A 12183-nucleotide genomic window follows, 5' to 3' on the forward strand; every position below is an offset into this window, starting at 1 on the left:
GTTACGCCGCGGCGGGCCGCTCCGGCGTCGGGGTGGGTTTGAACCGCGAACGGGCACACCCCGGCTCGCACCCCGTGCAGGGACGGACTTTCCGGCGCTCGGGTCCGTCGTCGGTCTCCCGCTCGTCGACGTGCACCGGCCGTAATGTCCCGTCGGGCTCCGCGAGCACGTACCTCGAAGGGTCGAGGGTGTCGTCGGGGAGCAGGACCGCGGCACGCAGCCGGACCGCCACCGCGCTCGCGATGGTCTCCTCGGCGACCTCGGACGGAGCGAGGTAGACGTCCACAATTGTCGGAAAATCACCACCAACGTGGTAGACGTCGCAGAGCAGGGCGTCACCCGGCACCAGATCGTGCACAGGGTGCTCCAGCGCACCGGCCAACGCCCCTCTTACCAGGTCGGGGTCGAGCCGCGCGGCCACACTCCAATTCCAGAGGCCGTCTGCCGCCATACCCATCATGGTGTTCCACCTCATCCGCCGCGCACCTGCTGTGTTACCGCTCCGTGACCATTCTCGACACGATCCGATACTGACCGCCCCATAGGGTGGGTCCATTCGAGTGAACCGACAACGAGTGGATGGACCGGGGTGGCAGACGAGGCTCTCATCGTCCTTGAGAAGGTCAACAAGTGGTTCGGGCCACTGCACGTGCTGCAGGACGTCGACCTGTCTGTCGCGCGCGGCGAGGTCGTGGTCGTGATCGGACCCTCCGGGTCCGGCAAGTCCACGCTGTGCCGCGCCATCAACCGGCTGGAGCCGATCGACTCCGGCACGATCACCTTCGACGGACAGGCGCTGCCCGCGGAAGGCCGGGCCCTCGCCCGGCTGCGCAGCGAGGTCGGCATGGTCTTCCAGTCGTTCAACCTGTTCGCGCACAAGACCATCCTGCAGAACGTCATGCTGGGGCCGGTCAAGGTGCGCAAGGAGAAGCCGGCCGCGGTCCGGGACCGCGCGATGGCGCTGCTCGACCGGGTCGGCATCGCCAACCAGGCCGAGAAGTACCCGGCTCAGCTCTCCGGTGGTCAGCAGCAGCGGGTCGCTATCGCCCGCGCTCTCGCCATGCAGCCCAAGGCCCTGCTCTTCGACGAGCCCACCAGCGCCCTCGACCCGGAGATGGTCGGCGAGGTGCTGGACGTGATGACGTCGCTGGCCAAGGAGGGCATGACCATGGTGGTCGTCACCCATGAGATGGGCTTTGCCCGGCATGCGGCCAACCGTGTCGTGTTCATGGCAGACGGTCAACTGGTCGAACAGGCCGCGCCGGCCGAATTCTTCGCGAACCCGAAGAGCGATCGAGCGCGTGATTTCCTGTCCAAAATCCTCACGCACTGATCACAACCTGTTTCGAGGAGCGTTAAAAATGCGCATCACCCGACTGGCAGCGACCTTCGGCGCGCTGACCATGGCGCTCGCCGTGGCGGCATGCGGCGGCGGCGATGGGGACGACGCCGGCAGCGGCAACACCGCGTCCGGCATCGTCGGCAAGGCCCAGAACGACAAGAAGCTGGTCATCGGCGTCAAGGCCGACCAGCCCGGCCTCGGCCTGCAGACCGGCAGCGAGTACACCGGCTTCGACGTTGAGATCGGCAAGATCATCGCCAAGGGTCTCGGCGTCGAGGAGAGCGGTATCGAGTGGAAGACCACGGTCTCCGCCAACCGCGAGCCGTACATCCAGCAGAACCAGGTCGACCTGGTGGTGGCGACGTACACCATCAACGACGAGCGCAAGCAGAAGGTCAACTTCGGCGGGCCGTACTTCATCGCCGGCCAGGACCTGCTGGTGCCGGTCAACTCGACGATCACCGGGCCGGAGTCGCTGGCCGGTAAGAAGGTCTGCTCGGTGAGCGGCTCGACCCCGGCCAAGCGCATCCAGACCGACTACAAGGACGCGCAGCTGCAGCAGTTCGACTCGTACTCCAAGTGCGTGACGGCGCTGGCCGGCGGTCAGGTCGACGCGGTCACCACCGACGACATCATCCTCGCCGGCTACGCCGCGCAGGAGCAGTACGCGGGCAAGTTCAAGGTGGTCGGCAAGCCGTTCAGCGAGGAGCCGTACGGCATCGGCCTGGCCAAGGCGGACACCGAGGGCTGCAACAAGGTCAACGAGATCCTGAAGACCGCGGCCACGGACGGCTCGTACAAGAAGGCCTGGGACGACACCCTCGGCAAGAGCGGCACCGCCGCGCCGGAGCTGGACGTCACCAAGCTCACCAACTGCTCCTGATCGTCGTTCTCTGAGCGGGGCCGGGGTACTCCCCCGGCTCCGCTCACCTGTTGCCGAAGGTGACGATGGACATCTTCTCCGATCCGGCCTATCGGGCCGGGTTCGTCTGGATCATCGAGCTCACCGCGGCCTCCACGGTCGCCGCGCTGGTGCTCGGCGTGCTCTTGGCCGCCATGCGGGTCTCGCCGGTCCCGGTGCTGCGCGGCTTCGGCGCGGCCTGGGTGAACGTGTTCCGGAACACGCCACTCACTCTGATCATTTTCTTCTGCTACTTCGGCCTGTTCGCGGTGCTGGGCTTCGCGCCCTACAGCGACAGCATCGAGTGGAACAACTTCTGGCTCGGCGTCATCGGCCTCTCGGTCTACACCGCCGCCTTCGTGTGCGAGGCGATCCGGTCCGGCATCAACACGGTGCCGTCCGGTCAGGCCGAAGCGGCCCGGGCCGTCGGGATGTCGTTCTTCCAGACCTTGACGATCATCGTGCTGCCGCAGGCCGGGCGCGCCGTGATCGCGCCGCTGGGCAGCATCTTCATCGCCCTGTCGAAGAACGCCACGATCGTCGGCACGATCGGCGTCATGGAGTCCTCGAACGCCATGAAGGAACTGATCAACGCGAACGGTGACCGGGTCATCCTGATCTTCTTCATCTTCGCGGGCACGTTCGCGGCGGTGCTGATCCCCACCGGCTACGCCTTCGGCTGGCTGGCCAACCGTCTGGCGGTGAAGCGATGAGCGGCAACACCGACGTGGTCCTCTACGACCACCCGGGCCCCCGCGCCAAGACGCGCAACGCCGTCCTCACCGTGGTGTTCGGTCTCGGCCTGCTCGCGCTGGCGTACTGGATCTATGTGAAGTTCGACGAGAAGGGCCAGTGGGCGGCCGCCCTCTGGAAGCCGTTCCTCGAGGGCTCCACCTGGACCGACTACATCCTGCCGGGCCTGGGGCACACGCTGGCCGCGGCGGCGGTCGCCATGGTGCTCTCGCTGATCTTCGGCATCCTCTTCGCCGTCGGGCGGCTCTCCGACCACTGGTGGATCAGCTACCCGGCCGGGGCGGTCGTGGAGTTCTTCCGCGCCGTGCCGCTGCTGCTGCTGATCTTCTTCACCTTCTTCGGCATCCCGTTCATCACCCAGCAGCCGATGTCGATCTTCTGGGCGCTGGTCATCGGCCTCACCCTCTACAACGGGTCGGTGCTGGCCGAGGCGTTCCGGGCCGGCATCCGGTCGGTGCCGTCCGGGCAGAGCGAGGCCGGTTATGCGATCGGCATGCGCAAGAGCCAGGTGATGAAGGAGATCCTGGTCCCGCAGGCGGCCCGGGCGATGCTGCCGGTGATCGTCAGCCAGCTCGTGGTCCTGCTCAAGGACACCGCGCTCGGCTACATCATCAGCTACCCCGAGCTCATCCAGTACGGCGTCAACAACGTCGCCGCGAACTTCGGCAACGTGGTGCAGGCCGCGATCGTGGTCGCCGTGATCTTCATCGTGGTGAACTCGGCGCTCACCTCACTGGCCGGCTGGCTGGAGCGACGGACCCGGCGCAGCGGACGGGCACCTCGTGCCGCCACCGCGGCACCCGGGGTGACCGACACCGGCGAGGCAGCGACCGCCACCCTCTGACCGGGACTACCGGGCCAGCTCCGTGACGCGGGACTCACGTACGACCGTGACGCGGATCTGGCCCGGATAGGTCAGCTCCTCCTCGATCTGCTTCGCCACATCCCGGGCCAGCACGGCGGCGCCGATGTCGTCGATGTCGTCCGGCCGCACCATCACCCGGATCTCCCGGCCCGCCTGCATGGCGAAGACCTTCTCCACGCCGGTCTTGCCGCCGGCGATCTCCTCGATCCGTTCCAGGCGCTTGACGTACGCCTCCAGGCTCTCCCGCCGGGCACCCGGGCGGCCGCCGGAGCAGGCGTCCGCGGCCTGCGTGAGCACCGCCTCGATGGTCTGCGGCGGCACCTCGTTGTGATGCGCTTCGATAGCGTGCACCACGTCCTCGTGCTCGCCGTACTTACGGGCCAGATCCGCGCCGATCAACGCGTGGCTGCCCTCCACCTCGTGGGTGAGCGCCTTGCCGATGTCGTGCAGGAACGCGGCCCGCTTCATCGTCGGCACGTCCAGACCCAGCTCGGCGGCCATGATCCCGGCGATGTGCGCGGTCTCGACCAGGTGCTTCAGCACGTTCTGCCCGTAGCTGGTGCGGTAGCGCAGCCGGCCCAGCAGCTTCATCAGCTCCGGATGAAGGTTGGTGATGCCGACGTCGACCAGCGCCTCCTCGGCGGCCCGGTCGCAGAGGATCTCCACCTCGTTCTTGGCGCTGTCGAAGACCTCCTCGATCCGGTGCGGGTGGATCCGGCCGTCCAAGACCAGCTTCTCCAGCGTCAGGCGGCCCACCTCCCGGCGAACCGGGTCGAAGCAGGAGAGCAGCACCGCCTCCGGGGTGTCGTCGATGATCAGGTTCACCCCGGTGGTGGACTCGAAGGCCCGGATGTTGCGGCCCTCCCGGCCGATGATCCGGCCCTTCATCTCGTCGCTCGGCAGGTGCAGGACGCTGACCACGCTCTCCGCGGTCTGCTCGCTGGCGATCCGCTGAATCGCGTCGACCACGATGTGCCGGGCCCGGGTGTCCGCGGTGCTCTTCGCCTCGGTCTCGATATCGCGGACCAGGATCGCCGCCTCGCGTTTCGCCTGCCCTTCGATCGCCTCGATCAGCTCGCTCTTCGCCGACTCGGCGGTGAGGCCGGCGATCCGCTCCAGCTCGCGGCGCTTCACCTCCTCGGTTCTGGTGAGGTTCGACTCCCGCTCGGCCAGCGCGGACTCCCGCTTCGCCAGCTCGGCCTCCAGCGTGACGAGCCGGCGCTCCCGCTCGACGAGGCGCTCCACCTCCTCGGCGTGCAGCCGCTCCCGCTCGTCGATCCGGGCGGCGCGGCGCTCCACCTCGGCGGCCTGCTCCTTCACCGTGGTGTTGAGCAGCGCGATCTCCCGCTCCCCGGAACGGCGGGCGGCGGTGCGCAGCTGCTCGGCGTCCGACTCGGCCTGCCGGTGGGCGTGTTCGAGGATCGTGTCGGCCTCCTCGTGGGCGGCCTCCAGAACCCGGCGGGCCTCGGCGCGGGCGGCACTCGCCTCGGCTTTGGCTGCGGCGGCCTCGGCGCGTACCGAAGCGGCCTTGGCGTTGGCGTCGGCGACCTTCGCTTGGGCGTCACCGACAGCCTGATCCTGCCGCTCCTGGGCGTCCAGGCGGTCGGCGTTCAGGTTGCGCAGCGCTCTGGCGCCGAAGAAGAGTCCGGCTATCACGGACACGGCGAGCACGATGGTCGCAACCATGAGCACCCAGACCTGGGGGGTCATCTCGCCGCGTCTCCCTTCGCCGCCGCCGCGGTGTGCACGCGCACGGCCTCTGTGCGGGATGCCCGACCAAAGGCAGATGACCGCAGGCGGCAACGGACCCGGGCTTACATGCTCCAGCCTTCGGCTTCCCCGAGGTTCCAGTCTCCGGTTTCCGTTGGCTGTCGGGCTTTGGGTTCCCTGGCCTTGGTGGTGGGCTTCGGGCGGTCCTTCGCCTTGGCTGCCTGGCCTTGGAATCCTCAACCCGGCTGCTGGGCTTCGGGCGTCCTCGGCTGCTGGGCCTTGGAACCCTTAGGCCGCTGCTGAGCCTTGGAACCCTTAGGCCGCTGCTGAGCCTCGGGCGCCCTCGGCCTTGGCTGCCGGCGTTGGGTGTCCTCAGCGTTGCCGCCAGCCTTGGGTGCGCGGCCTCGCCGGCCGCCCTTGGCCCTTCGTTGCCTGGCCTTGGGCTTCCTCGGCTCGTTGTCGGGCCTCTTCTGCTCCGCGGGGTGCGGAGTCTTGAGGAGGCCGGCCGGGCCTGCAGTCCGGGTGGCGTGGTGGCTGACGGTGGCGGGGTCCGGTGCCGATGGCATGGCTTGCGCCTGCCGCCGGTTGGGGATGGCACGCGCCCGTCGCCCATCTTGAGGATGACCGGTGCTGCCGCCCGTCGTCCGCTCTATGGGTGACCGGTGCTTGCGGTGGGTCGGCCGGCTGGCTGGTGTTGCCTGCCGGGTCGTCCCGCCGGTCCGGAAACCAGTGCCCTGCGAGAACCGGCCTTTAGGCTTGCCCTTCCGGTCGCCCGGTGGCCACGCGCGGCCTGTCGGCCGTTCGCGGGTCGCCGGATCGTCCGGTCAGGTCGGAGGCCTGCGCGGATCGCCTCGCCGGAGCCGGTCGGTCAACCGCTGCTGGTTCGCTGGATGCGTACCGTTTGCGGTTCACCTCCGCCACTGAACGGCCTTGCGGGTCACCATTGCTGGATCGCCTCGCGGGTCACCATTGCTGGATCGCCTCGCGGGTCACCACCGCTGGATCGCCTCGCGAGTCGCCATCGCTGGATCGTCGCGGGCCGCTCGGAGCGGATCACCGTTCGCCAACGCCACAGCCGGCCGCGAGCCGAGAAGCATCGCTCCCTCTGGTGCGGTATGAAGAACGCGTCGGGCGAGATCATCGCCCGACGAGCATTCACGCCCACTGATCGGTGGCGGGTGCCTCCGGCTTGCGAGTCGGCCGCTCGCTGCTCGGATCGGAGTATGTGGAGTTGTGGGGTCGACCGCCGGTATGTCGCGCCGCCTGCCGCGCGGTCAGCGGCTGACGGAGGCATCGAACTGGACGACCGAGGCCGACCAAGTGATGCCGTAATGTAATGCGATCTATGTTGTGCCTGTTGCTTACGATGGTCGAACAAACCTTGTGTAACGCGAGGCTAGGTCGCGAGCACCGCTTCGGTCAAGGACTCATGATTCGGCAGCGGATAGGACGTACGGCACAGACATGCTTACGCCCAGCTCACGATCTCGCCGGGATATTTCCGACGTACCGTCCGATGACGCCTAGACCTCAGTACTCACCGGAACCGCGATCTCAGATCTCATCATCGCCCGTCCGGCCCTCGGAAGCCTCGGCAACACGGAGGGTTACGGCGCTGAGGGTCCGCCGCGAGGCCACGTGGGCGCCGCGGAAGATTCCCCTGAAAGACCACAAGAGGAAAGATCCTCACATCGGGACTATATCGGTGAGCGGTTACTCGGCGCCGCCAATGGCCGGGGAGGCCGCCGTTTCGCCTGCGGTGGGATGGTCGCGCGCGGCGGTGGGGTGGTGGGTGGTCGACGAGCGGAACCGCGGGAAAGCGGACGAGCCAGGTGTCCAGCGCAACGGCCCGCTCGGATGCCGGCAGGTCATGCGCCCGGCAGAGGATCCGCCCGGGAACCGACACGCCTTGCGCGCAGCAGACAACCCGCTCCGGAGCCGACACGCCCTGCGCGCAGCAGACAACCCGCTCGGGAACCGACAGCGAAAAGCGCACTCGGGAGCCGACAGGCTGCCCTCTCGTGAGCGGCCCGCCTCGGAAGCCATGCCCCGCGCGGACGGTCTGCTCGGAGGCCGCGCCTCCGGCGAGCGGGTCGCCCGGAGGCTATGCCGCCGCTGAACGACCCCGAAGCAGAATGCTCATGGCGAACGGACTTCGATCGGCAGCCGACAGGCCGCGCTACCACCGCGGCCGACTACTCCGTCTCCGGCCGCGGTGAGGCTTCAGATCGGCGAGTCTCCGGCCTGGTCGGCCAGGGCGTCGGCATCGATCGCGTCGGCGAACTCCGCCGCCTCCGCGTCGCGGGCGGCCATCGCGTCCTTCACGGCGCGGATGGCGACCCCGGCGGAGTAGCCCTTGCGCGCCAGCATGGCGACGAGCCGGCGGAACACCGCGTCCGGGGCGCCGTTGGCCGTCCGCAGCTTGCGATCCACCAGGGCGCGCGCGGTCGCCGCCTCAGCCTCGTCGTCGACGGACTCCAGCGCCTCGACGGCCACCTCCGGATCCACCCCGCGCTGGCGCAGCTCGTTGGCGAGTGCCCGCCGGGCCAACCCTCGGCCGTGGTGCCGGCTCGACACCCACGCACGGGCGAAAGCCGCGTCGTCGATCATGCCGACCTCGTCATAGCGATCGAGGACCTCAGCGATCACTTCCTCGGAGATCTCCTTCCGAGTCAGCACCTTCGCCAGTTCGGCACGCGTGCGCGGACGGACGGCCAGCTGGCGCAGGCAGATCTCCCGAGCCAGCTCGGCCTCACTCTGCGGCGGCTTCGCCGGCCGCCGCTCGGCAGCTTCCGATGAATCACCAGAGCCGGGATCCTCGAAGCCGGCATCCGGCCCCGCATCGTCCGCTGACGGACGCCGCCGTCCTGCCCCGTAGCGTCGCCCACCACCTCGGCGATACCCACCGGACTCGGCGTCCGCGGATTCTCCGGCACCGGCCCGGGGCGGGATGGCATCCCATCCTCGCCCGGACCGTGCACCACGTCGTCCGGCCACAGCGGCCTACCGAATCAGAAGTCGACCGGCGGCAGCTCGGGGCCACCCGCGGCGTCACCGGTGGTCTGCCCCACGCCGAGCTTCTCCAGGATCTTCTTCTCGATCTCGGCGGCGACGTCGGGGTTCTCCTTGAGGAACTCCCGCGCCTTCTCCTTGCCCTGGCCGAGCTGGTCGCCGTCATACGTATACCAAGCGCCGGACTTGCGGATGATGCTCTGCTCGACGCCGACGTCGATGAGCGAGCCCTCCCGCGAGATGCCCTTGCCATACATGATGTCGAACTCGGCCTGCTTGAACGGCGCGGCCACCTTGTTCTTGACGACCTTGACCCGGGTCCGGTTACCGACGACGTCGGTGCCGTCCTTCAGGCTCTCGATCCGGCGGACGTCGAGACGGACGGACGCGTAGAACTTCAGAGCGCGACCACCGGTCGTCGTCTCCGGCGAGCCGAACATGACGCCGATCTTCTCGCGCAGCTGGTTGATGAAGATCGCCGTGGTCCCGGAGTTGTTCAGGATGCCGGTGATCTTCCGCAGCGCCTGGCTCATCAGCCGGGCCTGGAGACCGACGTGGCTGTCGCCCATCTCACCCTCGATCTCGGCGCGCGGCACGAGAGCGGCCACCGAGTCGATGACGATGATGTCGAGCGCACCGGAGCGGATCAGCATGTCCGCGATCTCGAGCGCCTGCTCACCGGTGTCCGGCTGGGAGACGAGCAGCGCGTCGGTGTCGACGCCGAGCGCCCGTGCATACTCCGGGTCGAGCGCGTGCTCCGCGTCGATGAAGGCGGCGATACCGCCGGCCTTCTGCGCGTTGGCCACGGCGTGCAGCGCAACCGTGGTCTTACCGCTCGACTCCGGCCCGTAGACCTCGATGACGCGGCCACGCGGCAGGCCGCCGACGCCGAGCGCCACGTCGAGGGCGATGGAGCTGGTCGGGATGACGGCGGTCTGCACGACCGGACGCTCCCCGAGCCGCATCACCGAGCCCTTGCCGAACTGCTTGTCGATCTGTGCCAGCGCGAGTTCGAGCGCCTTTTCCCGATCCGGTCCTGCCACCATTGCCGCCACCCCTGTATTCGACTTCGCGGTCTTCGTCGAAGAGCTCTTGTTCACCACGGCCGACACGGTATGCGGTGGGTATGACAAAAATCTTCCGCCCCACCGTGGGCTGTGGATGGCCAAGCCGCTGTGGACAATAGCCGAACACCTGTACGACGATCGAGCGACACGCCAGAACAAGCGTACGAAAAGCGGCTCAACGCAGGCGAGCAGGCACCCGATCGGGGTACGCCGCCACCACAGCGCGCCAGATAGTAGCCGTCTCGACACCCTGAGCGATGGATTCGTCGATGGTCCGCCCACCGAGATCCGTGAAAGTGTGATCCGCCGCAATGCTGCGGGCATAGGCGGATCCGAACGTCGTTTCGAGACGCTCCCAGAAATCAGTCAGCCGCACGCTACGAGCCTACCCACGGCGGCCCCGGCGACCTCTCAGGCGAGCGCCCCGGCTGCCACCCGCAGATCGTCGACCAGCCCGCGGTACGCCGTCTCACGATCATCCGCCCGCAACACCGCCGACGGATGGATCGTGGCGAGCGCCTGGATCTCGGCCACGGGGAAGTCCTCCGGGTGCTCGGCGGAACCCGGCCAGGGCATCAGCCGCCCCCGCGACTTGGTGACCCGGAACGACGGCCCGAGCAGCGCCCGGCCCGCGGTCGCACCGAGGATGACCACCACCTGCGGCTTCAGCTGGGCGAACTCCGCCACCAGCCAGGGCCGGCAGGCCGTGATGTGGGCGGGCCCCGGGTTCTGGTGGATCCGCCGCCGGCCCCGCAGCTCGAAACGGAAGTGCTTGACCGCGTTGGTGATGTAGAGATCGCCGGGGTCGATGCCGGCGTCGTCGACAGCCTCCCGCAGAAGCCGGCCGGCTGGGCCGACGAATGGCAGACCGCGCTGGTCCTCAACATCGCCAGGCTGCTCCCCTACAAAGACGATCTTTGCGTGGGGCGCGCCGCGACCGAACACGGTCTGCGTCGCGTCCTGATACAGCTCACAGCCTTGGCAGTCTGCGGCAGCCGACTTCAGATCGTCGATGCTTCGCGACTGCGACGGCACCCACTGCTGCGCTCCGATTGGCGCCTCGGTCCTCGGCATCCCTCCGTTCTACCCGCAGTGGCCATCTCCATGCCGCCCGGCCTAACCCGCACGGTGGACTGCCAAGTCCGTCATCGCATCGGGCCGGCGACAGCCGAGGGCCGGACGGCCGCGGCGACCGCTCTCGCCAGCTCGGGGATCTCCGCCTCGTCCAGCGCGCTGATGGTGATGCGGATCGCAGACTCGGAGCGAACCCGGAAGATCGAGCCGGGCGCGACGGCATATCCGGCGTCACGCATCGCCGCGACCGCCAGGGTCTCGTCAGGCACCGGGATCCAGACGTTGATGCCGCTGTCTCCGGTGGCTGGGATGCCGAAGGCTCGTAGCTCGTCGCGCAGAGCTCGGCGACGTCGCGCATAGGATTCAGCGGCGGTGGCGACCTGCGCGGTGACGCCGGGATCCTGCCAGAGCCGCAGGAGCAGCCGCTGCAGCGTGGTCGACACCCAGCCCATCCCGATGCGCATCCGGCCGACCACCCGGGCGACGGTGGTCTCGTCGCCGGCCAGCACCGCGATACGCAGATCCGGCCCGAACGGTTTCGAGGCGGATCGGACGAATGCCCACGAGCGGGTGACCGGGCCCACGCAGTGCGGCGCCTGCTCGGCCAGCTCGGCGGCGTGATCATCCTCGATGACCACGACCTCGGGGTGGCCGGCAAGCAGCTCCCGAAGCCGTGCGGCTCGCTCCGCGCTGACCGCGGCGCCGGTCGGATTCTGCGCCCGCACGGTGATGACGACGGCCCGCGCGCCGGCTTGCAACGCGGCCGCGAGCTGACCCGGGTCCGGACCCTCCGCATCCACGGCGAACGGCAGCACTCGCATACCCAGGGCGGCGATCAGGTCGATCAGCCCCGCCCAGCCGGGGTCTTCGACGGCGACCGCGTCCCCGGGCCGCAGGTGGGCGATCAGCACCCGCTCGATCGAGTCGAGGGCGCCCGCGGTCACGGCGAATGTCGCTTCCTCCACCGGAATGCCCTGGGCCAGCAGGCGTGGGCGAGCCGCCTCGATCAACTCCGGCATGGTCACCGCCGTCGCGTAAGCCTGCGGCGGGCCGGTCTCGGCGGCCACCACTGCCAGCAACGGACCGAGCGGCGGCAGCAACCGGATGTCGGGCTCGCCCGTGGAGAGATCGCGCAGACCGGCCGGCGCCGGCAACCGCGCCCCTGACCGGGGCACCGCCAAGGCGGGCCGGGCACGCACCCGGGTCCCTCGCCGCCCCTCGGTCTCGATCACGCCGCGCTGCCGGAGCTCCTGATACGCCTTGGCCACCGTCGCGGGGCTGACATGCAGGCTTTCGGCCAGCGCTCGCACCGAGGGAAGAGCGGCTCCGGACACCCAGTCGCCGTGGACGATGCCCGACTCGATGCTGGCCGAAATCTCGGCGGCGGTCTCACCCGTGACCTGATACTGTCCTGGCACAGATTCGATTCTGTACTAGTACAGCGCCGTACGCAAGAAGA

11 protein-coding genes are annotated in these 12183 nt (G+C 68.8%); 4 read left to right on the top strand and 7 right to left on the bottom strand.

Annotated features, from left to right (window positions below):
- Position 1 precedes the first annotated feature (1 nt).
- On the bottom strand, positions 2–451 hold the full coding sequence (locus AB0F81_RS12180) for a hypothetical protein (RefSeq protein WP_360195105.1): 450 nt from the start codon (positions 449–451) through the stop codon (positions 2–4).
- A gap of 138 nt (positions 452–589) precedes the next feature.
- Here AB0F81_RS12180 and AB0F81_RS12185 point away from each other — a divergent pair, with 138 nt between their 5' ends.
- From AB0F81_RS12185 to AB0F81_RS12200, 4 genes are all read left to right on the top strand, one after another.
- Complete coding sequence (locus tag AB0F81_RS12185; protein ID WP_360195108.1) at positions 590–1333, top strand: amino acid ABC transporter ATP-binding protein; 744 nt, start codon at positions 590–592, stop codon at positions 1331–1333.
- 28 nt (positions 1334–1361) lie between these two features.
- Complete coding sequence (locus AB0F81_RS12190; RefSeq protein WP_360195110.1) at positions 1362–2225, top strand: glutamate ABC transporter substrate-binding protein; 864 nt, start codon at positions 1362–1364, stop codon at positions 2223–2225.
- Between the two features lie 65 nt (positions 2226–2290).
- Positions 2291–2956 (top strand): amino acid ABC transporter permease, encoded by a 666-nt coding sequence (locus AB0F81_RS12195; protein WP_360195112.1) that lies wholly within the window; start codon positions 2291–2293, stop codon positions 2954–2956.
- A complete protein-coding gene (locus tag AB0F81_RS12200; protein ID WP_360195115.1) occupies positions 2953–3840 on the top strand; it encodes an amino acid ABC transporter permease in 888 nt (295 codons plus the stop codon). Before AB0F81_RS12195 ends, AB0F81_RS12200 begins: the two co-directional genes overlap by 4 nt.
- 6 nt (positions 3841–3846) lie before the next feature.
- On the opposite strand, the gene rny is transcribed toward AB0F81_RS12200, so the two are convergent.
- The 6 genes from rny to AB0F81_RS12230 all read right to left on the bottom strand — a co-directional run bounded on the left by rny (position 3847) and on the right by AB0F81_RS12230 (position 12142).
- Entirely contained in the window at positions 3847–5571 is a 1725-nt protein-coding gene (gene rny / locus AB0F81_RS12205; protein ID WP_360195118.1) for a ribonuclease Y, read from the bottom strand.
- Between the two features lie 2223 nt (positions 5572–7794).
- Positions 7795–8568: a regulatory protein RecX gene (locus AB0F81_RS12210; RefSeq protein WP_360195121.1), complete on the bottom strand. Its 774-nt coding sequence runs from the start codon at positions 8566–8568 to the stop codon at positions 7795–7797.
- Between the two features lie 14 nt (positions 8569–8582).
- Complete coding sequence (gene recA / locus AB0F81_RS12215) at positions 8583–9629, bottom strand: recombinase RecA (RefSeq protein ID WP_360195253.1); 1047 nt, start codon at positions 9627–9629, stop codon at positions 8583–8585.
- A 196-nt stretch (positions 9630–9825) separates the two neighbouring features.
- A complete protein-coding gene (locus AB0F81_RS12220) occupies positions 9826–10026 on the bottom strand; it encodes a DUF3046 domain-containing protein (protein WP_360195123.1) in 201 nt (66 codons plus the stop codon).
- Positions 10027–10061: 35 nt separating this feature from the next.
- Positions 10062–10724, bottom strand: coding sequence for a UdgX family uracil-DNA binding protein (locus AB0F81_RS12225; RefSeq protein WP_360195125.1), 663 nt, complete (start codon positions 10722–10724; stop codon positions 10062–10064).
- A gap of 71 nt (positions 10725–10795) precedes the next feature.
- Positions 10796–12142 carry an aminotransferase class I/II-fold pyridoxal phosphate-dependent enzyme gene (locus AB0F81_RS12230; protein ID WP_360195128.1) on the bottom strand — a complete coding sequence of 449 codons (1347 nt, stop codon included), beginning with the start codon at positions 12140–12142 and terminating at the stop codon, positions 10796–10798.
- Between the last annotated feature and the right edge of the window lie 41 nt (positions 12143–12183).

This window comes from Actinoplanes sp. NPDC024001 (assembly GCF_040638955.1).
Lineage (GTDB): Bacteria > Actinomycetota > Actinomycetes > Mycobacteriales > Micromonosporaceae > Actinoplanes.